Raw genomic sequence first — 19,228 nt, 5'->3', positions numbered from 1 at the left:
ACGAAGGCCCCCCTCCCGCTCGGGGGAAGGGGGCCTAGCGTGTATACGACCTCTACTTCACCGGCACGGCGGTGACGACGAGGTTGTTGGTGTAGTGCCAACGACCGTCCTTGGTCACCTTGTCGGCGCAGGAGATGAGGACGAGGCGGTGCTGGCCGGCGGTGTTGAAGAGCCGGGCCGGGAGCTTCCCAGCTCGCGAGAAGCGTTCCACCTTGGTCACGCGGTACTTGACCTTCTTACCGTTGGCGTCAACGGTGATCACCTGGCCCTTGCGGGCCTTCTTGAGGCTCCACATGGCCCCGGGACGATCCTTCGCATCGGAGACATGTCCAGCCAGAACGGTGGTTCCGACCTTGTCGCCGATCGCTGCCGAGGCGTTGAGTTGGCCCACGGTCTGAACGTCGCCGGGGATGAGCATCCGACCCTTGCGGTGACCCGAGCCAGTCAGGGTGGCGTTGAGCTGGGTAGCCGGCATGGAGACAGTGTTGGGACGCATCCGTGCCAGTGTCTGGTCGGACGCGGCAACTCCGCTGAAGCCGGTGTCGACCTTCGAGATGTTGTACTGCTTCTTACGGACAAGAGTGGTCTCAACTGCGAGGCCGCACTTGTGGCTGGCCGCCTTGTTCTTCGAGTCAGCAGACGTCGATGCCACCCACGTGTAATACCCGGGTCGTGTGACCTTGATCTTGGAGGTGCGCACGCTGCCGTTGCGAGGGGTGAAGCTGACGCTTGCGACCTTGTTCGCCGGGGTGCAGGACTTGCTGGTGACCTTGGTAAGGGGACCGAACAGAGTGGCGGTACCCCGCGAGCCGTGACCGGCCTTGAAGCCGGTGAGCTTCACGGTGTCGTGCAGTTTGGCGCCAGGACGAGCGACCTTGTGGGACGCCTTCGTCGTCAGTTTCGGCTGGCTCTTGGTGCTGTTGTCGAGGCCCTGCTTGATGGTGAAGCCGATACGCGCGGAGACCGGCGCCCCGGCGTCGTGGCGGAACCGTGCGAAGACCTGGCAGTCCGACCCGCTCTGGGCCCACTGCAGATGGTCGGACGAAACTGCTGCTGCGGTGGCCTCCAAGCCATAGGAGCCAGCCTTGGACGGCGTGAGGCACAGCTTCACCGTCGTGTTCTGGGTCGGGTCCGTCCCGCTGACGGTGAGCTGGTTGCCGTTCAGGGCGGCCGGTCCACCGCAGACTGTCAACGACCCTGCAGCGGTACCGGTGGCGTTCAGGGTGATGGGCTGGTTGTAGACATTGGTGTTCAGGGTGATCTCGCGCGGGGTGCCCACGACGACATCACCGGAAGAAGTCAGCAAGAGGTTCACCACCGCGGTCTCTGCCGTCATGGACAGGATCCGGTCCATCTCGGTCTGCGGGAGGTTCCTAGAACACATGGCCTGGAAGGTCGCGTTCGTGAGGTCCGGGTCGGACACGCACCAGATGAGGTTCTGCAGTGCGAACCGATTTGCGCTACTGGTCTGGTCTGCTCGGGTTGTTGCGGGCTCGCCGGGAGAACGATCGTAGGGGTGACCGTTCTGCAGGAGCCAACCGATGATCCGCTCCTGGGTCTTGTCCAAGCGCGAGTTCTTGGGCAGATCACTCATCTCGCCCTTCGGGGTCGCACCCTCGCTGAGGGTGCCTCCGGGGCCAAGATCGCCGCACACCTTCGACCGAACGTCAGTGCAGAACATCCACACGGACTTGGGGCCTTGTGTCTCGGGGTCGTAGTACGTGCCACAGAGGGCGGGGTACGCACCATCGGCACCACCGAAGGTGTCGTAGAGGGGGACCACGTTGCCCTTGTTGTACGACACCAGACGTGCACCGAAAACTCGGGTCAGGTCCGTCTCGCCGTGGTGGTCTCCAGGGTTGACCTGTTTCGGGTCCTGGCTGGTGGTGCCGGCACACACTGGTGCACGGAACTCGGTGACGGGCGCAGGGGGAACGTCGCCTGCCTGCGCCGGAGTTGCGGTCGCCAGCCCGGCAAGCAGGAGGGCGGATACCCCTGCGAACACACCGAGCGCTCTGGGAAGCCTACGGGATCTTGGGAGTCTCATCTTGTGCCTCATCGTTTCGGTTGCTGACGGGGGTCGGAGCAAGCCCGAGCGGCTCTCACCCTGATGAGACGGGAAGCAATGTGACGGATGACGCGAGTCTGACGGCAAACTTTCGCTGGACAGTTCCACCTGGGCTGATGGTGGCTGGTCGCGCCGGCCGGCAAGCACCTCGGGTAGCCAGAGAAGGCCCCCACCGAGGCGGGGGCCTAGGGGGAGTGTGGAGGGTCCATAATGCCGTGAGAGCTGAGGAGACCCCCATGCCCGACCCCGTAGACCAGGCCCCCCCGATCCTTGCAGGTATGACCCCCATCGCCACCGACGCCCCGATGACCGCCGCCGAGTTCCGCACCATGCGCGAACAGTTGGGTTTCTCGCGCGCCGAGATGGCCCGATTTCACAACGTCTCCTCGCAGACCATCGAGAACTGGGAGCGTGTGAAGGGTAAGAACAACTACCCAGTTCCTGCAGGCGTCACCGTCGCCATGATGCTTCTGTGGGACCAGCAGACATCCACTGTTGGCGAGCTCACCCGGCAGTTGAAGGACTCCACCAAGGCGACCCTGACCCTGCCAATCGGAAACCCGACCATGCCCGACGGGTACTGGCGTTCCATCGCTTGGCTGGTGATGCAGACCGTCCCTGGCGTGCGCGTCACCTACGCCGGCGACTGAGAGGTCGTGCCGAGGCGAGGCCTGGCGCTGCGCGAATGAGCGCGGCGAGCAGTGACGCGTTCTGCCCCTCACCCGGACGGGTGAGGGGCAGAACAATGCGCGAGAAGGGTCATTCGCCCTTGGGAGGGTGCACGTCCCGGAGCAGGCCTCGACCTGCCCGGTCCTCAACGGCATTCCACAGCAGGTTGAGCACGGCCACGACCCCGGCCACGCTGGCCGACACCGCCAGGTAGGCAAGCCCGTGCGCATCGGGGAAAGGGGTGGAGCCCTGGCCGTCGGCCCAGGCGGTGAGGGCGTGGAGCCAGCCCAGCAGGCCGGGGACCAGGAGGCCGAGGGTGGTGATGAGCCAGGTGCGGATGGCCCGGCGGACAGCGTCGCGGGCGAGGAAGCGGCGGAGGATCTTCATCGGGGTCGTCCCTTCGTTGTGCGGATGGTGCGGATCGAGTAGGTGGCGGTGATGGCGCGGTGGTCGGAGTGCAGCCGCAGGGGCAGTACCCGGGCGCTGCGGAGGCGGACGCGGGTGTCGTGGCGCCAGTTGGCGATGACGTCGACGCCAGGTGGCCGGGCCCAGCAGGGCTGGAGCGCCGTCTTCGGGAAGGGGCTGTGCGAGCGGGTGTTGACGTCACCGCCGAAGAACACGAGCCGGGTGCCCTTGGCGAACCGTCGGGCGTCGGTGGCCAGGGCCCGGGTGAGGCGCCGGTTCGCGGCCCGGGCGTCGTGCATCCTGCGGGGCAGGTAGTGGCTGGCCAGCACGGTGATGCGACCGGCGCCGGGGATGCTGAAGGAGGCACGGACGATGCCGCGGGGATTCAGGCCACGCCGCCCCGGGATCACCGGCTGCCAGGAGGCCTGCCACCGCCTCACGTATCGCTCGTTGATCGCGATCCAGGTGCCCTCACCACCTGGAGGGAGCCACAGCCGGTACCCAGCACCCCGGGCCTCATGGTGGAGCCGCTTGGGCAGAGCACCACTCCACGGGTGCGCCTCGGTGCCGGTCACCCACGCGGTGCCGGTGCGACGGGCCTCGGTGAAGATCCGGCGAGCGTCGCGGGCCTGCTGCCAGCCGGGGTCGCCTGCCCAGCGGCCTGGTCCTGGCCGCGGACGGCACCATCACCGGCACCCCGCAGAACGCCGCGTCGCACTCCTTCACGGTGCAGACCACCGGTGCCGCGGCCGCCACCAAGCGATTCACCGTGAGGGTGACCCCCTCGGTGCGCAAGCCGGGCGCACCCTACGGCTACGACCTGGTCAATGCGGTCAACGCCTCCTCGGGCAAGACCGTGGTGGATGCGACCGCACACCGGGGCTACGTGCTGCAGTACCGCGACGGTCTGGTGGACGTCTACGACACCACCACCGGTGAGCCGGTCGAGACCATCACCGGTCTGCCCGACTACGCCACCGGCATCGCGGTGGACTCCACCACCGGCAAGCTCTACGTCTCGGGTGGCAAGAAGGTGGCGGTGGTCGACACCCGCGGCACCGGCGCCGACCGGAACAAGGTCACCACGGTGGAGGTGCCCGGCAACGTCAACACCGGCTCGCTGCGGGCCCTGGCGGTCGACGAGCAGAGCCACACCGTCTACGTGGCCGACTTCTACGGCGGCAAGCTGCATGTCTACGACGGCGCGCTCGGCGCCACCCCCAGCACGTTGGCCATCAACGCCGACGCGACCCCCTCGGACCTGGCGATCGACCAGCGCCGCGGGCTGCTCTACGTGGTGGACACCAGCCTGATGACCGACAACCCGACCACCTACCTGCGCAAGTTCGACCTGCGGGCGAACAACGCCGCCAGCCTGGTGATGAGCAGCCGTGACGTCTACGTCTCGGGGTTGACCATCGACGAGGAGGCCAACAAGGTGTGGTTCTCCTCGACCAAGGACACCTCGGTGTGGCAGATCGACCCCACTCGTACGCCCACCTCTCCGGGCGGCAATGTCGTGACCAGCACCCTCAACTCGGGCTCGGCACCCAACGGCATCACCGTGGACCCGAGCACCGGCAAGCTGCTGGTGGCCGACACCAAGCTCAACAAGGTGTGGGCCGTCGACACCGCCAACCCGAACAACCGCGGCACCGCCCTGGAGGGGCCCGACCCGCTCACCTACGTGATCCGGGTGGCCGCCGACCCCAGCGCCGGCACCGTGCTGGGCGGTACCAACAAGGGGTCGGTCTTCCTGATGGCCGACCGGCCCCGGTTCACCACCGAGGAACTGCCGCTGGCCACCGCCGGTGCGGAGCTGAAGGCATCGGTCGCTCCCACGTCGCGGGCCGGCGACCGGGCACCGGCTGCCCGCTACAGCCTGGTCTCCGGTGAGCTGCCGGCCGGTGTCACCCTGAGCGCCGACGGGTCCCTGAGCGGCACCCCGACCGCCGAGGGACGTTTCGACTTCGTGGTCCAGTCCGACCGGGTGCTCGGGTCGCAGGAGAAGTTCGTCCTCGAGGTGGAGAAGGCCGCTCCGGCGGTCACCTCCCTCAGTGCCCCAGCCACCTCGGTGGTCTACGGCAAGGCGGCGACCGTCACCGTGCGGGTCGCACCCCAGGCGAACGGCACCCTGCGGGCCGTGGTCGGCTCCCGGACGATCACCGCTCCGGTCAGCAACGGCTCGGCCAGGATCGTGCTGCCGGCGGCCAGCCTGCAGCCCGGCACCCGCACCGTCGCGCTGGCCTTCACCGGTGCCGAAGGGTTCACCAACAGCAACGGGACCCTGCGGGTCACCGTGGCCAAGGCCAAGGGCAGCGTCAAGGTCACCGCGACCAAGAAGGTGAAGCGGGGCAAGGCCGTCACCGCCACCGTTCGGGTCACCGCGCCCGGCCTGGCCGCCGCCGCGGTCAACGGGAAGGTCACCATCCAGGTGGGGGCCACCAAGAAGAGCGCAGTGGTGAAGAAGGGCGTGGCCGTGGTGAAGCTGACGGTGAAGAAGAACCAGAAGCCCGGCACCGTCAAGGTGACCGCGACCTGGGCCGGCTCGGCCACCGTCTCGGGTGGCAAGGCCACCGCTGACGTGAAGGTCACCCGATGAGCCCGCGACGTTGTCGAGCAATGCGTTCCCGGTTGCTGGGAGCCGCTGCGGCCCTCGCCACCGGTACCGCCTCGATCGCCCTGCTGGCCGCCCCCGCCCACGCGGCCGGCACCGTGCAGATCTTCCCGGCCAACAGCCTGGGCCTGCCCGGCACCGTTCTCTCGGTGGGGTCGGAGCAGAAGTTCGAGCTGCGGGCCACCGGCCTGGAACCCAAGTTCCTGGTCGCGATCCGGTCCGGCTCGGCCACCGGGGTGGAGCTCAACGGCTTCATGGACACCGGCGACCGGGGGGAGATCCACCTGGACGGCGGCTCGGCCCCCGAGCACTACGAGAACGGCCACCGCGGCTCCTTCCACGTGGTCGACCAGTTCGAGAACACCTCGCTGGCCTCGGTGGAGTACACCGTCCAGCGGCTCCCGAAGGCCGAGGTCACCGCTCCGGTGGTGGCCGGGGCTGAGGCCACCGTGCTGCTCAGCGGCAACGTGGGCACGGCTCCCACCTTCGACCGGGTCCAGATCGGCGCCCGGGTGTTGGGGGAGCCCACGGTGAAGCGCACCGCCGCCGGTCAGCAGGTCACCTTCACGGTGCCGGGCGACGTGGCACCGGGTCGGGCCACCGTGGCCCTGGTCCAGTCGACACCGTGGCAGCGCGTGGTCGACGTGCCCGTCACCGTGGCGTCCGCGCCGGTGGTGGCGCCGCGATTGAGCGCGACTGCGGTGAAGGTCGAGTTCGGTCGAGCCACCTCGGTCCCGGTCCGGGTGGCCGGAGCCGACGCCGGCACCGTGCGGGCCCAGGTGGCCGGGAAGGTGTACAGCGCACCGGTGACAGCGGGTCGGGCGAGCGTGAAGGTCCCGGCCAGGAGCCTGCCGGTGGGCACCCACCGCGTCTCCCTGGTGCTGGCAGCTCCCGGCGCCGGTGAGGTGCACGCCGCCACCTCGGTCCAGGTGCGGAAGGCGGGGTCCCGGGTCCGGGTGAGCGCTCCACGCACCGCCCGCCCGGGCAAGAAGGTCACGCTGCGGATCAAGGTGACGCCGAGTGTGGCCGGGGTGCCGGTCGCCGGCACGGTCCGGGTGAATGCCTGGGGCCGGATCCAGCAGGTGCGGGTGAAGGGCGGCGCCGGAACGGTCGTTGTGAAGGTTCCCGCCAAGGCCACGGGCAAGGCCACCCTCACCGTCCGCTGGCTCGGCTCGGCCAGCGTGACGTCCAGCTCTGTCAAGCAGGTGGTGCAGGTCAAGCGGCGCTGAGCGCCGCACCGACGTACCGACGTACGAGTGGGGCATCCGCAGGACGGGTGCCCCACTCGTCGTGGGTGAAGAAATGTGAGCAAGCCCACGAATCCGCTTGCATGTGACCATGTGGTCACATAGAGTTCTTCCCATGCTCGCTGATTTCTGGAACTCCCTGCCTGACGGGGTGAAGCAACCGACAGTCCTGGCCATTCCGTTCTTTTTCGCCCTGATCACTCTCGAGGCGCTCGCCTCGTGGTTGTTGGAGGAGAAGGAGCCCGAGTCCGAGGCCAGCAAGAAGCTGCCTTCGGGGGAGTCGCAGCACGCGATCGGCTCCTACTTCCGCAAGGACGCCGTCACCTCGATGTCGATGGGACTCGTGTCCCTCCTCTTCTCGGGTCTGTTGAAGCTGGTCTTCTTCGGCGCCTACATCGCTCTCTACGCCATCTCGCCCTGGCAGATCCCGGCGAACAGTTGGTGGGGCTGGGTGGTGGCCATCGTGGTCGTCGACTTCGTCTACTACTGGGCCCACCGGATCAGCCACCGGGTGCGTCTGGTGTGGGCCACCCACCAGGTGCACCACTCGAGTGAGTACTTCAACTTCTCCACTGCGCTGCGCCAGAAGTGGAACGGTTCGCTGCACTACCTGCTGTGGCTGGGGCTGGCGTTCCTCGGATTCCACCCGGCAATGATCTTCACCGCCTACGGCGTCAACCTGGTCTTCCAGTTCGTGGTGCACACCGAGCGAGTCCACAAGATGTGGCGGCCGGTCGAGTTCATCATGAACACCCCGAGCCACCACCGGGTCCACCACGGGAGCGATGCGCTCTACCTGGACCGCAACTACGCGGGCATCTTCATCATCTGGGACCGCATGTTCGGCTCCTTCCAGGAGGAGATCAACCGGCCGCTGTACGGGCTCACCAAGCCGGTGAACACCTACAACATGGTGAAGCTGCAGACCCACGAGTACGTCGCCATCGCCCGCGACGTGAAGCAGGCGGGCACACTGCGCGAGAAGCTCGGCTATGTCTTCGGTCCGCCCGGCTGGACCCCCGAGGAGGGAGCGCCGGTGCACGTCGGCACCATCAAGGTCACCCCCGAGATGCGCAAGCAGGCGTCGTGGAAGAAGGAGGACGTGGATGTCGTCGCCTGAAATCCCGGTCGGCGGAGGATCGGTCCGCGACCTGGGCCCGCTGGGTCGGCTCACCGTGACGGTGGTGCTGGTGATCTCGGCGCTGCTCTTCGGCTACATCGCGGTGAATGCGATCTTCAACCCGAATGCCGCCCACAACGCGGGCTGGCTGGAGCTGAACGCGCACTCGCAGAACGAGTTCATCGCCAACTACGGCGGCATGCACGTGGCCTTCTCCGCGATCAGCATTGCCGGGCTCTTCCGCGACTCGCTCAAGCCGGTGGCACTGTGGATGCTGGGCCTGGTCTGCGGCGGGCTGTTGGCGGGCCGACTGTGGAGCCTGGTCGTGGACGGCAACCCCGGAGGGTTCGCGATCGCGCTGATCATCCTTGAGGCGGTGGCGGCGGGCTTCGCCTTCGGGTTGCTCTGGGCCATGAAGCGGGCCAGCAGCAGCCGCGCGTCCGGTGCCCGCAGCGAGGTCGGCGCCCACTAGGCTCGGTGCGTGGCCGAGAACACTGCTTTCGACTCGCTCTACGCCCATGGCTTCGCCCGGGTTGCTGCCGTCACCCTTCCGGTGGCGATCGCCGACCCGGTGACCAACGCCAGCAGGATCGTCGCCGCTGCCCGGCAGGCCCACGCCCGCGGGGTGGCGGTCGCGGTCTTCCCGGAGCTCGCGCTGACCGGCTACGCGATCGACGACCTGCTGTTGCAGGACGCGTTGTTGGAGACGGTGCATGCCCAGATCCGACGGATCGCGGCCGACTCCGAAGGGCTCACCCCCGTCCTGGTCTTCGGTGCCCCGATCCGACACCGGAACCGACTCTTCAACTGCGCGGTGGTGGTCAAGGACGGTGAGGTGCTGGGCGTCGCGCCCAAGACCTACCTGCCGAACTACCGGGAGTTCTACGAGAAGCGTCACTTCGCTTCGGGGGTCGGCCTGGAGGGGGAGTACCTGACCCTGCCCGGGCTGCGCCGCGCCCAGCAGGACCAGGCGAGCGCCGGGCCCGACGGATTCGAGGACGACTTCGAGGATGAGTTGGCCGACGAGATCGAGGTGCCGTTCGGTCCCGACCTGATCTTCCGCGCCACCGACCTGCCCGACCTGGCCCTGCACGTGGAGATCTGCGAGGACATGTGGGTGCCGGTGCCGCCCTCGGCGCGGGCCTCGCTGGCCGGAGCCACGCTGCTGGTGAACCTGTCCGGATCGCCGATCACCATCGGCCGGGCCGAGGACCGGCGTCAGCTGGTCGCCTCGGCCAGCGCCCGCTGCCTGGCCGGCTACGTCTACGCGGCCGCCGGGCAGGGGGAGTCGACCACCGACCTGGCCTGAGGCCCCCGAGGCGATCACCGAGGCGACCTTGCGCGAGGCTCGCGAACACGATGACGAGGGGAGGGAGGATGAGACGCAGGGCGATGGTTTCCACGTGGCACCACCCTTGTCGGGGGCCGGCCGTGGAGGGGACGGACATCGGACCATCCACGGGCCACCTGCCGGGATGATCGCGGCGAGATCGAGATATGGGCGATGATGTCACGGTGAGCCAGCCCGACCGCCTCGACCGACAGATCCTCAGCCACCTCGTCCATGATGGACGCGCGACCTACCAGGAGCTCTCCCGTGAGGTGCGCCTGTCCGCCAGCTCGGTGGCCGAGCGCGTGCGTCACCTGCGTGCGACCGGCGTGATCCGTGGCTACCGTGCCGAGCTCGATGCGGCGGCCCTGGGTCGGCCGTTGACCATGGTGAGCGAGGTGCGGTTGCGTGAGCCCACGATCCGCAGAGAGTTTGCTGCCAGCCTCGCGGCGATCCCGCAGGTCGTCGCCGGGTCACGCCTCACCGGCGACTACGACTACGAGCTGCGGCTGGCCTGTCGTGACGCCGCGGAGTTCGAGTCGATCGTCGACCGGCTGCGCGCCGACCACGGCGTCGTGGCGATCAGGTCCCGGATGGTGCTGCACGACCTCGAGATCGATCCCGGGGGACTTGCCGGGCTCGAGTAGGCAACCGAAAGTCCGTTGTCCCGGACGACCCGAGGGACCTCCCCATCCACTTCCGTCGACGGCCCGACGTGCATCGAGGCTTGGGCAGAGCCCACGTCGATCTCACGAGCGCGACTGCGGCAGAACAGGACTCGACCTTGCGCGGGCACTGGTGCCGGGGCCCTCGCATGTCGACGTCGGGCAGCTCCCGGAGGAGGGGCACGTCGTGCTCGCCGATCCCGAGGGCAACGAGTTCTCCATCGCCCCGACGACGCGCTGAGCGCGCGCCGCGGCGCTAGCGTGAACTCGTGATCACCTCGGGCCTCGTCAACGTCTTCACCCGCGACGTCCTCGAGGCGCTCGAGTTCTACGTCGGGCGCCTGGGGGTCACGGAAACCTTCGGCACACCGACCGAGGGCGTGCCCGAGCACGTGGAGCTCGCCGCGGACGGCTTCGTCCTCGCGATCAGCAGCGCCGAGGCGGCACGACGGGTGCACGGTCTCGAGGCACAGGTCGGCAGCCCGGCGATGAACCTCGTCTTCTGGGTGGACGACGTCGACGCGACCTACCGGGACCTCACGTCCCGAGGCGTCGTCGGCCACACCGAGCCGCACGACACCGGCAACGACAACCGCAATGCCGTCGTGCTGGACCCGGCCGGCACGCTCGTCGAGCTCGTGGCCAAGCGCGGATGACCCGCACCGACCGCCTACGGTGAGGCCATGCGCCTGACCGCGGCCGTGCGCGCCTCCGCACGCGACCCACTCCTGCAGGTCGCCAAGACCGCCCTGGCGACCATCGTCGCCTGGATCGTCTGCGACCTGCTGATCACCGACGGTCCGCCGCCGGTCTTCGGCGCGATCGCCGCGATGCTCGTCGTGCAGCCGAGTCTCAACCAGTCCCTGACGAAGGGGGTCGAGCGCAGCGTCGGCGTGGTGGCCGGGGTCTTCCTGGCGACCGGCATGGGGGTCGTGCTCGGGACATCGTCGTGGGTGGTGCTGCTCGCGGTGAGCGCGGCACTCGTGCTGTCGTGGGCGCTGCGGCTGACGAGCGGATCGGGGATCCAGATCGCGATCACCGCACTGCTCGTGCTCACCCTCGGAGCATCGACACCGGACTACGCCACGATCCGCATCGTCGAGACGATGATCGGTGCTGTCATCGGCATCGTCGTGCACCTGCTGCTCGTCCCTCCGGTCGCGCTGGCGCCGGCGCGTACGGCGCTCGATCTGCTGGGGGAGGAGACGGCAGAAGCCCTCGAACGTCTGGCCGATGCGCTCGTCTCCCGCAAGACGCGACCTGGTCGCCTGCTCCTGCTCCACGACGCCCGGCGGCTGCACCCCCTTCGCGACAAGGCGACGGAGGCCATCGACGCGGCGGAGGACTCGCTGCTGCTCAACCCGCGCGCCGCTCGCTACCGCGGAGAGCTCGAAGCGCTGCGCGACACGCTCGACATGCTCAACAAGGTCGGTACCCAGGTGCGGGGGATGACCCGGGCCTACGTCGACCACTACGACGAGGGCGTCCGGGAGGAACCCCTGGTCGTCGGCATCTCCGAGGAGCTGCGGCGGGCCGCGCACGACACCCGGCTGAAGCTGCGCCTGGCCGTGCCGCGGACGTCGCCGGACGCGCTGGACGACACCCAGCCCGCGCTGACCGAGCCGCTCGACACGAGTGCACCGCAGGGGATGCGGTGGGTGCTCGTGGGTTCGCTCATGGAGGACCTGCGGCGCATCCGGCACGAGCTGGGCGCCGACGGTCGTGGGGGGCAGGGCCACTCGAGCAGCTCCGACTGAACTGACATAATGTGGATTATCGGCGTTCAACACATCTGGCAGTGGCAATGCTCCCGAGGCGTAGCTCAGGGGCGACGCGCCACGACGAGGTGCCGGCTCGAGGGCGCCACCATGGTCTGCCCCTGACGTAGCCGAGCATCCAGCCGGCGCAGCATGGCCTCATGGCGCTCGACCGTGAAGTCCGGGCCTCACCAGACGCAGCTTGCGCAGGATCCGCACGATCGCCCCGATGTCGAAGAACTCCATGCGCAGACGTGCCGTACGCAGGTCCTCGACGACAAGCCCGGCGGCGCGGGCCTGGGCCGACTCGACGTCCGGGTGTCGCCCCCGTCGGGCCGTGTCGGAGGTCACCAGGTCGAAGGAGCGCTCCTCGAAGGGCAATGCGTCGGTCCTCGCGCCGACCACCACGGCACCACGCGGCCCCAAACGATCACGCGCCCGGAGCGCATTGGGCGGCCGAGCCTCGGTGACGACCATCCACGAAGGGAGGTCGCCGGCCACGTCGATCACCTCTCCCCGGCCGGTGTCGATGTCGAGGGCCGAGTCCGAGGCGGCGAGTGCAGCCTCGAGCGATCTGACATAACTCTACGTCGGGCGCTCCTCGGTCGCCCGGCCGTCGAGCCAGTCGAACCCCCATCCCGTGACGTCAGCGGCAACTGCTTCGGCCACCAGGTCGTCGAAGGAATGCACCAAGGGAATCAGTAGCCGTCGGGCGTGAAGTCGACCTGCGTCGGCGGGGCCAGCGCCTCCTTGGAGACCTTGCGTCGCGCCGCCGTGAAGAGGTTCATGACGGCCTCCGGGTCGTGGGTCCGACCCTGACTGATGGCGGTGAGGATGCCGGCAGCTTCGGCCTCCATCGTGCGTCCGTGGCTGCGGGCCACCTCGCTCAGACGCGTCTCGACGTCGGAGCCGAGGTCGTGGATCTCGGGTGTCATCTGGATCACATCCCTTCCTCGACCACGGTACCGCCGCCCCTCCTGCCCGTCACGCACGACACCGCGCAACCGACGGCAGGGACGTCGTGGGCGTCAGGCAGCGTCCACGTCGAAGACCGACCAGCAGATGTCGTTGCGCCGCGTCATGTCGTCGAGCACCAGATCGCGGACCGCGTCGGGGAGTCGCTGGCGCTGCCACGAGCACTCGGCCAGCCGGGTCTCCTCTCCCCCACCCCGGGGCGCGTCGGCCACGACCGCCTTGATCGCATAGGCGGCGGCCCCGAGGTCGTGCTCGGCGACATGGCCGACACAGGCCGCCTGCCCGGCGGCGTAGGCGGCGAAACGCGCGGCCCCCGTGAGCGGTCGCGCCGCCCCCATGGCATGGCCCCCGAGAGCCCGAGCGGTCATCATCGGCATCTCGCCCCTCGCCCAGGCCCTGGCTGCCTCGATCGCCTCACGTGGCCGACGGTCCTCGGGCGCCACGTCCTCGAAGAGCGTCAGGACGTGCTCGGCGCAGTCGGCGGCCCAGCGCGCGAGCAGCTGGTGGTGGTCGTCCATGAGGGTCCCGCCACGACGGACCGTGATCATCCGCGGGTCACGGACCGGGGGCAGGATCACTGCTCGACCAGCCCTTCCTCACGAAGGATGGCGAGCGCCGCGCGCACGTCGGTGCGGCCCCCTTCGTCGAGGGGCAGGACGGGTCGAGGCAGGCAGGGGTGGGCCACGGCCCCGAGCTCCTCGGCGAGCGCGGCGACGACCCGATAGCTGCCGTGGGCACCGAACAGCCGCCACAGCGGATCGAGCTGCCCCGAGATCCTCTGGGCCTCCTGCGCGTCACCGGCGGACGTCGCGTCGACGATCGCGCGGCACGGCCCCGGCAGCGTGCCGGCCAGCACGCTGTACCAGGCATCGCAGCCCGCGACGAGCGCATCTACAGCCGCCGCGTCGCCACTGATGCCGATGGCCACCCCGGGCGCGACGGCGGAGCGAAGGGAGCTCACCCTCGCCTTGACTACGCCCACTCCCCCGGTGACCGGCGGGATCTTGATCGCTGCGACGCGCGGCAGCCGGCTGATCCGCGCGTGCAGCTCGTCGCTGAAGCTCACGTGGGTCGTGCCGGGGTTGTCGTAGACGACGACGGGCACCGAGACGGCCGACGAGACGTCGGCGAAGAGCGTGAGGACCTCGTCGTCGGTCAGGGCCTGATAGGTGACCGGCGCGAGCAGCAGCGCGGCGGCACCGGCGGCCTGCGCGTCGTCGGCGTGGCGCAGCACCTCGCGCGTGCGCACGTGACCGATGCCCGCGAGGACGGGGACCTCACCGGCCGCGGCCACCGCGAGCTCGACGGCCCGGCGGCGCTCGTCACGGTCGAGGTAGGCATAGCTGCCGGTCGAGCCGAGGGCCGTGATGCTGTCGACGCCCGCCGTGGCGAGGCGCTCGACGACCCGGACGAAGGCCCGCTCGTCGACGGCGTCGTCGGCGATCGGCGTGAGCGGGAAGGCGCTCAGCCCGGTGAGGAGCTGGGACGTGGTCATGCCCCCAGTCCACCATCGGGATCCACCCACGGCGACAGCACGGCCCGGATGGCAGGACTGTCATGGGCGCTGACCCGGCTCGCCGAGCTGCCACCCGCCGCCGCACACCAGTGGCTCACCGCATGCCACTCCCCCGCTGCGTGAGCCCTTGGCAGGGTCTCTGTCAGCCGCGCAGGTCGACGACGGTGAGGCCGGTGACTGCTGCGATGCGCTCGAAGTCGGCGTCGCGATGGGCCACCGGAAGACCGACCCGCAGAGCCACGGCAGCGATGAGGCAATCGTTGATCGACCGGATCGGGTGGCCGTCGGCACGGCATGCGTGGAAGACGTCCACGGCACCGCGGTAGTCGAGCGCAGCGTCGAGTCGCACCCAGGACTGGCTGAGGAGCAGTCGCTCGAGGCGAGCCGTCGCCCCCCCGGCACGAGCACCGGCCAGCACCTCCAGGAGTACGGGCTCGGTCGTGTGCAGGTCTCCCCCGAGGTGCTCACGCACGTATCGGGTGGGCGGCCCCTCGGTCCCGCGCAGGAAGTCGACCCAGACGGACGAGTCGACGAGCGTCACACCGGCTCCACCGGGTCGGCCCTCAGCTGATCGAGGTCGCCCTCCCAGCCGCTGCCCTCCATCGCCAGCATCTCCTCGCGGGTCATGACCGGCCCCACGAGACGTCGCAGGGCGAAGTCGACCGCCTCACGCTTGGTCGCCAGACCGTAGCGACGCATGGCCTCGGCGATGAGGTCGTCGTCGATCTCGATGTTGGTGCGACCCATACACCAAGGATACACCTCGATCATCTACGGTCCCTGACCAGCCGCCGGACCTCGACCTCGTAGCGGCTGGCCGCCCCGGCCGGGGTGCGGAAGAAGCGGCGCCGCAGGCTCCCTTCGACCCGGACGCGATCACCGTCGGCCAGCCGCCGCGCGGCCCGACGGGTGCCGGCGGTCCAGCAGGCCAGGTCGATCGTGTCGACCGGCTCGCCCTCTCCCCGCGCGACGACGACCCGCCACGTCACCAGCTCGTCCTCGCTCGGCAGCTCGCGGATGCTCGCCTCACCACTCAGCCGCCCGGTCAGCGCGACCTCGTTGGTCTCCTCGATCGCCTCGGTCGTCGACCCGCTCATGGCACTCCCCTCGTCGTGTGTCCGTCCACCGTGGCCCAGCGAGCGGCCGACCGAGGTGTGGCACCCGGACCTGTGGACGGGCACCGACGTGCGTCGTCGTGTGGGGACGAGCGCAGGTCACGAAGGGATGACGACGACAACCACGTGGCGTGCCCACACGTCTGACGAGGCATGGAGATCACACGCCGTACCGTCCTCGGCGCGGGGGCCGCGCTCCCCCTCGTCGCCGCTCAGGGAGCGTCGGCCGGACCGAGCCCCGGGGACTGGGCCGACCTGTCTGCCGCCCTGCGCGGGAGCGTGTCCCTGCCGGGCACCTCGGCCTACCGCAGCCGCGCCCCGCTCTTCGACCCGCACTGGGACTTCCGGCGTCCAGCCGCCGTGGCCCGGGTGCTGTCCACCCGCGACGTCGCCACCTGCGTGGGCTTCGCCCGTGACCACGGGCTGCGGGTCACCGGCCGCTCCGGGGGCCACTCCTACGTCGGTGCCTCGGCCACGACCGGCGCCCTCGTCGTCGACACCCGCAGCCTGCGTTCGGTCGACCTCACACCGGGCCGGACCCAGACGACCGTCGGGGCGGGCGCCGGCCTCTACTCCGTCCACGAGGCCCTTGCCGCACAAGGGCGCTCGATCCCCACTGGCACCTGCCCCACGGTCGGCACCGCCGGGCTCACCCTGGCCGGCGGACTCGGCGTCGACAGCCGGCGCTACGGCCTGACCGCGGACCGCCTCGTCCGTGCCACCGTCGTCGACGGCCGCGGTCGGATCCGCACCGTCGACGCCTCCCACGACGCGGACCTCTACTGGGCGCTGCGCGGCGGCGGCTCCGGCGCGGCCCTCGTCACGTCCTTCACCTACCGGACCATCCCGGCGACCTCGATGGGCTTCTTCTCGCTGAGCTTCCCCGCGTCGTCGGCCGCCACCGTGGTGCGCCGGTGGGCGGAGTGGGTCGCCGAGCAGCCGAGCGACACCTGGGCCAATGCACACGTCGACACCGCCGGGTCGTCGCTGTCCGTGCGGGTCTTCGGCGTCTGCCCCGCCGGACGGCAGGATTCCCGGGCGCTCTCCCTTCGCCGCGCCATCGGCATCACCCCGACACGCACGAGCACGACGTCACGTGCCCACCTCGACGCCATCCGCTACCTCGGCGGCGGGTCGACGACGCCCCGCACGCGCTTCGTCGCCGGCTCCGACATCGTGCGGGTCATGACGAGCGGCACGGCCGAGGCCGTCGTCTCCGCCATGCGATCGGCAGCCTCTCGGGGCCTGGCTGCCTCGGCGATCCTCGACCCCCTCGACGGGGCAGTCCGCACGCCCGAGGCGACGGACACCCCCTTCCCCTGGCGTGGTCACACCGCGAGCGTCCAGTGGTATGTCGGCATGTCCTCGTACGCCGGGTCGACGCAGTACTCACGTGCCCGATCGTGGCTCGCCCACGCCCACGACCTCATGGGCACGCGCAGCTCCGGGGGCTACCTGGGCTACCTCGAAGCGGGGCGAACGCAGCGCGAGCTCCTCTCGACCAATGCGACGCGGCACGCACGGGTCTGCGGCACCTACGACCCCGACGCGGTCATCCTCTGAGCCCACGATTTCTCCGTCAGGGGCCGTCTCCGTAGACTCCGACTAGCGAAGGGGAGTATCCCGACACGCCACGATCGTCACTACGGAGCCTCGGCTCCCGGTCGTGGAGGCGCACACAGCGCGGGAGAGACGTTCGCGGAGTTGTCCGCCGTCCCCCACCCCGAAGGGTTCTTCCGTGTCCGCCTACCAGATCTTCGAGATCGCCTCGCTGACCGTGCTCAGCGCGATCCTGATCCTCGACCTGCTCCTCGTCATCAAGCGCCCCCACGTGCCGTCGATGAAAGAATCGAGCGCCTGGGTCGCCGTCTACGTCTCACTCGCCCTGGTCTTCGCCGGCGTGCTCTTCGCCATGGGCGACACCCAACGCTCCGGCGAGTTCCTCACCGGTTGGCTGCTCGAGTACTCGCTCTCGATCGACAACCTCTTCGTCTTCATCATCCTGCTGGGCAGCTTCGCGGTGCCGCACGCGCTCCAGCAGCGGGTGCTGATGATCGGCATCCTCATCGCCATCGTCCTGCGGGGCATCTTCATCCTCGTCGGCGTGCAGGTCATCGAGTCCTTCGCCTGGGTCTTCTACCTCTTCGGCGCCTATCTCGTGTACGTCGCCTGGAAGCAGGCCTTCGGCCACGACGACGAAGGGGGCGCCCCCGACAACCTCGTCATCCGCACCCTCAAGCGCCGCCTGAACTTCACCGACGAGTGGCACGGGGCCAAGGCCGTCGTGCGCAAGGACGGGGTGCGCTTCTTCACCCCCTTCGTCCTGGTGATCCTTGCGCTGGGCACCGTCGACCTCGTCTTCGCCATCGACTCGATCCCGGCGATCTTCTCGGTGACCACCGACCCCTTCCTGGTCTTCGCGTGCAACATCTTCGCGCTCATGGGTCTGCGCCAGCTGTACTTCCTCCTCGGCGGGCTGCTCGAGCGCCTCGTCTACCTCCACTACGGCATCGCCGCGATCCTCGGGTTCATCGGCGTCAAGCTCGTCCTGCACGCCATGGAGGCCAACGAGGTGAGCTGGATCAACGGCGGCGAGCCGATCACGTGGGTGCCGCACATCGAGACCTGGCACTCGCTCGTGGTCATCCTCGTGTCGATGGTCGTGGCCGTGGTCGCGTCGCTGTGGCGGATGCGCTCGCTCGACCGGACGGACGCCACGCAGGCGGACCTCCGCGACGACGACCACGAGAGGGTCGACGTCTGAGCGTCGCGGCTGATCTCCCGCACCGGTGGCCCCGGTGCGGGAGACTGCCGCTGTGACCCCTGCCAACCACCGCAAGAGCCCCCGCGCGAGCGACACCCAGCCCGTCAACACCGCCCCCGCCACGGGCCATCGCTGGCCGGCCGGGGCGGTGGTCACCGGGGCCGGGCGCGGTCTCGGCCGCCAGATCGCCACCATGCTCGTCGAGCGCGGCCACCACGTGCTCGTCACCGACCGCGACCACGCTGCAGCGCAGCAGCTAGCGAGCGAGCTCGGCGAGCGGGCCACGGCCCTCACCCTCGACGTGCGTGACGACGCGGCCGTGCGGGCCGCGCGCGACCAGATCATCGCCATCGCCGGTCGTCTGGACGTCTGGGTCAACAATGCCGGCGTGCTCTTCACCGGGCCCGCGTGGGAGCACGACGCGCAGCAGCGCCGGCTGATGCTCGAGGTCAACGCGATCGGGACGATGAACGGCACCCTGGCCGCCATCGAGTCGATGCGGGCCAGCGGTGGCGGACAGATCATCAACATCGCCTCGCTCGCCGGCCTGACCGCGGTGCCCGGCGAGGGGGTCTACGCCGCCTCGAAGCACGCGGTCATGGGGTTCAGCCTGAGCACCATGGCCGACCTGCGCGCGGCGAAGGTCAAGGACGTGCACATCTCGTGCATCTGCCCCGACGGCATCTGGACCCCGATGCTCCACGACCGGCTCGACGACCCCGGTGCCGCGCTCTCCTTCTCCGGCAGGCTCCTCCAGCCCCATGAGGTGGTGACCGCGGTGGGCAAGGTCCTCGACGAGCCGCGGCTCGTCACCGCCCTGCCCGGGTGGCGAGGGGCCGTGGTCCGGTTCGGCGACCTCTTCCCGGCGATCGGGCTGGCCCTGACCCCCTTCGTCGTCCGGCAGGGCGAGCGGACCCAGCGTCGGATGCGCAAGCAGCAGCAGGGCCGCCGGCGGCTCGGCCGGCGCTGAAGGTGAGGCG

At 69.6% G+C, this 19,228-nt stretch carries 21 protein-coding genes and 2 pseudogenes; 13 read left to right on the top strand and 10 right to left on the bottom strand.

Annotated features, from left to right (window positions below):
• Positions 1-52: 52 nt before the first annotated feature.
• Complete coding sequence (locus NYE39_RS02675; RefSeq protein WP_143445578.1) at positions 53-2,005, bottom strand: sortase domain-containing protein; 1,953 nt, start codon at positions 2,003-2,005, stop codon at positions 53-55.
• 341 nt (positions 2,006-2,346) lie between these two features.
• On the opposite strand from NYE39_RS02675, the gene NYE39_RS02670 reads away from it, so the two are divergent.
• Entirely contained in the window at positions 2,347-2,718 is a 372-nt protein-coding gene (locus NYE39_RS02670; protein WP_143445577.1) for a helix-turn-helix domain-containing protein, read from the top strand.
• 109 nt (positions 2,719-2,827) lie between these two features.
• Here the strand turns inward: NYE39_RS02670 and NYE39_RS02665 are convergent, their stop codons facing one another.
• A complete protein-coding gene (locus tag NYE39_RS02665; RefSeq protein WP_084451954.1) occupies positions 2,828-3,124 on the bottom strand; it encodes a hypothetical protein in 297 nt (98 codons plus the stop codon).
• Positions 3,121-3,582: a hypothetical protein gene (locus tag NYE39_RS02660; RefSeq protein ID WP_143445576.1), complete on the bottom strand. Its 462-nt coding sequence runs from the start codon at positions 3,580-3,582 to the stop codon at positions 3,121-3,123. The genes NYE39_RS02665 and NYE39_RS02660 overlap by 4 nt, the downstream gene beginning before the upstream one ends.
• Before the next feature lie 206 nt (positions 3,583-3,788).
• Here NYE39_RS02660 and NYE39_RS02655 point away from each other — a divergent pair.
• From NYE39_RS02655 to NYE39_RS02615, 9 genes and pseudogenes are all read left to right on the top strand, one after another.
• Positions 3,789-3,911: pseudogene (locus tag NYE39_RS02655) on the top strand (putative Ig domain-containing protein); the annotation flags it as partial.
• 543 nt (positions 3,912-4,454) lie between these two features.
• Positions 4,455-5,744: a hypothetical protein gene (locus NYE39_RS02650; RefSeq protein WP_341013353.1), complete on the top strand. Its 1,290-nt coding sequence runs from the start codon at positions 4,455-4,457 to the stop codon at positions 5,742-5,744.
• Positions 5,741-6,988 (top strand): hypothetical protein, encoded by a 1,248-nt coding sequence (locus tag NYE39_RS02645; protein WP_143445574.1) that lies wholly within the window; start codon positions 5,741-5,743, stop codon positions 6,986-6,988. Before NYE39_RS02650 ends, NYE39_RS02645 begins: the two co-directional genes overlap by 4 nt.
• A 133-nt stretch (positions 6,989-7,121) precedes the next feature.
• Positions 7,122-8,126 (top strand): sterol desaturase family protein, encoded by a 1,005-nt coding sequence (locus NYE39_RS02640; RefSeq protein WP_084451946.1) that lies wholly within the window; start codon positions 7,122-7,124, stop codon positions 8,124-8,126.
• Positions 8,113-8,598 (top strand): DUF4345 family protein, encoded by a 486-nt coding sequence (locus NYE39_RS02635; RefSeq protein WP_159451208.1) that lies wholly within the window; start codon positions 8,113-8,115, stop codon positions 8,596-8,598. The genes NYE39_RS02640 and NYE39_RS02635 overlap by 14 nt, the downstream gene beginning before the upstream one ends.
• 9 nt (positions 8,599-8,607) lie before the next feature.
• A pseudogene (locus NYE39_RS02630) lies at positions 8,608-9,432 on the top strand (nitrilase-related carbon-nitrogen hydrolase); the annotation flags it as partial.
• Positions 9,433-9,641: 209 nt separating this feature from the next.
• Positions 9,642-10,103 (top strand): Lrp/AsnC family transcriptional regulator, encoded by a 462-nt coding sequence (locus NYE39_RS02625; RefSeq protein ID WP_341011791.1) that lies wholly within the window; start codon positions 9,642-9,644, stop codon positions 10,101-10,103.
• A 287-nt stretch (positions 10,104-10,390) separates the two neighbouring features.
• On the top strand, positions 10,391-10,777 hold the full coding sequence (locus NYE39_RS02620; RefSeq protein WP_341011790.1) for a VOC family protein: 387 nt from the start codon (positions 10,391-10,393) through the stop codon (positions 10,775-10,777).
• A gap of 27 nt (positions 10,778-10,804) precedes the next feature.
• A complete protein-coding gene (locus NYE39_RS02615) occupies positions 10,805-11,878 on the top strand; it encodes an FUSC family protein (RefSeq protein ID WP_341011789.1) in 1,074 nt (357 codons plus the stop codon).
• 159 nt (positions 11,879-12,037) lie between these two features.
• On the opposite strand, the gene NYE39_RS02610 is transcribed toward NYE39_RS02615, so the two are convergent.
• The 7 genes from NYE39_RS02610 to NYE39_RS02580 form a co-directional block, all read right to left on the bottom strand.
• Positions 12,038-12,379, bottom strand: a complete 342-nt coding sequence (locus NYE39_RS02610) for a hypothetical protein (protein ID WP_341011788.1) — start codon at positions 12,377-12,379, stop codon at positions 12,038-12,040.
• A 197-nt stretch (positions 12,380-12,576) separates the two neighbouring features.
• Positions 12,577-12,822 carry a hypothetical protein gene (locus NYE39_RS02605; protein ID WP_084451938.1) on the bottom strand — a complete coding sequence of 82 codons (246 nt, stop codon included), beginning with the start codon at positions 12,820-12,822 and terminating at the stop codon, positions 12,577-12,579.
• A gap of 84 nt (positions 12,823-12,906) precedes the next feature.
• Complete coding sequence (locus NYE39_RS02600; protein ID WP_341011787.1) at positions 12,907-13,431, bottom strand: putative immunity protein; 525 nt, start codon at positions 13,429-13,431, stop codon at positions 12,907-12,909.
• Positions 13,428-14,348 (bottom strand): dihydrodipicolinate synthase family protein, encoded by a 921-nt coding sequence (locus NYE39_RS02595; RefSeq protein WP_341011786.1) that lies wholly within the window; start codon positions 14,346-14,348, stop codon positions 13,428-13,430. The genes NYE39_RS02600 and NYE39_RS02595 overlap by 4 nt, the downstream gene beginning before the upstream one ends.
• Positions 14,349-14,511: 163 nt before the next feature.
• Complete coding sequence (gene vapC, locus NYE39_RS02590; protein WP_341011785.1) at positions 14,512-14,910, bottom strand: type II toxin-antitoxin system VapC family toxin; 399 nt, start codon at positions 14,908-14,910, stop codon at positions 14,512-14,514.
• Complete coding sequence (locus NYE39_RS02585) at positions 14,907-15,116, bottom strand: type II toxin-antitoxin system VapB family antitoxin (protein WP_341011784.1); 210 nt, start codon at positions 15,114-15,116, stop codon at positions 14,907-14,909. The genes vapC and NYE39_RS02585 overlap by 4 nt, the downstream gene beginning before the upstream one ends.
• A gap of 20 nt (positions 15,117-15,136) precedes the next feature.
• Complete coding sequence (locus NYE39_RS02580; RefSeq protein WP_341011783.1) at positions 15,137-15,466, bottom strand: single-stranded DNA-binding protein; 330 nt, start codon at positions 15,464-15,466, stop codon at positions 15,137-15,139.
• 171 nt (positions 15,467-15,637) lie between these two features.
• Between NYE39_RS02580 and NYE39_RS02575 the strand changes: the two genes are divergently transcribed.
• The 3 genes from NYE39_RS02575 (at position 15,638) to NYE39_RS02565 (ending at position 19,218) form a co-directional block, all read left to right on the top strand.
• A complete protein-coding gene (locus NYE39_RS02575; protein ID WP_341011782.1) occupies positions 15,638-17,047 on the top strand; it encodes an FAD-binding oxidoreductase in 1,410 nt (469 codons plus the stop codon).
• Positions 17,048-17,222: 175 nt separating this feature from the next.
• Positions 17,223-18,248, top strand: coding sequence for a TerC/Alx family metal homeostasis membrane protein (locus tag NYE39_RS02570; protein WP_341011781.1), 1,026 nt, complete (start codon positions 17,223-17,225; stop codon positions 18,246-18,248).
• 52 nt (positions 18,249-18,300) lie between these two features.
• On the top strand, positions 18,301-19,218 hold the full coding sequence (locus tag NYE39_RS02565; protein ID WP_341011780.1) for an SDR family oxidoreductase: 918 nt from the start codon (positions 18,301-18,303) through the stop codon (positions 19,216-19,218).
• The last annotated feature ends 10 nt before the right edge of the window (positions 19,219-19,228 follow it).

Origin of the sequence: Janibacter sp. FSL W8-0316 (assembly GCF_038004165.1) — a bacterium.
GTDB lineage: Bacteria > Actinomycetota > Actinomycetes > Actinomycetales > Dermatophilaceae > Janibacter > Janibacter indicus.
This window is presented reverse-complemented; position numbering and strand designations above follow the sequence as displayed.

What these genes read in the sequence shown, in the direction of transcription:
- NYE39_RS02665 (WP_084451954.1), bottom strand. Translation starts at nt 3,124, where the DNA reads ATGAAGATCCTCCGCCGCTTCCTCGCCCGCGACGCTGTCCGCCGGGCC.
- NYE39_RS02640 (WP_084451946.1), top strand. Translation starts at nt 7,122, where the DNA reads ATGCTCGCTGATTTCTGGAACTCCCTGCCTGACGGGGTGAAGCAACCG.
- NYE39_RS02595 (WP_341011786.1), bottom strand. Translation starts at nt 14,348, where the DNA reads ATGACCACGTCCCAGCTCCTCACCGGGCTGAGCGCCTTCCCGCTCACG.
- NYE39_RS02580 (WP_341011783.1), bottom strand. Translation starts at nt 15,466, where the DNA reads ATGAGCGGGTCGACGACCGAGGCGATCGAGGAGACCAACGAGGTCGCG.
- NYE39_RS02670 (WP_143445577.1), top strand. Translation starts at nt 2,347, where the DNA reads ATGACCCCCATCGCCACCGACGCCCCGATGACCGCCGCCGAGTTCCGC.
- NYE39_RS02635 (WP_159451208.1), top strand. Translation starts at nt 8,113, where the DNA reads ATGTCGTCGCCTGAAATCCCGGTCGGCGGAGGATCGGTCCGCGACCTG.
- NYE39_RS02650 (WP_341013353.1), top strand. Translation starts at nt 4,455, where the DNA reads ATGACCGACAACCCGACCACCTACCTGCGCAAGTTCGACCTGCGGGCG.
- NYE39_RS02575 (WP_341011782.1), top strand. Translation starts at nt 15,638, where the DNA reads ATGGAGATCACACGCCGTACCGTCCTCGGCGCGGGGGCCGCGCTCCCC.
- NYE39_RS02615 (WP_341011789.1), top strand. Translation starts at nt 10,805, where the DNA reads ATGCGCCTGACCGCGGCCGTGCGCGCCTCCGCACGCGACCCACTCCTG.
- NYE39_RS02645 (WP_143445574.1), top strand. Translation starts at nt 5,741, where the DNA reads ATGAGCCCGCGACGTTGTCGAGCAATGCGTTCCCGGTTGCTGGGAGCC.
- NYE39_RS02585 (WP_341011784.1), bottom strand. Translation starts at nt 15,116, where the DNA reads ATGGGTCGCACCAACATCGAGATCGACGACGACCTCATCGCCGAGGCC.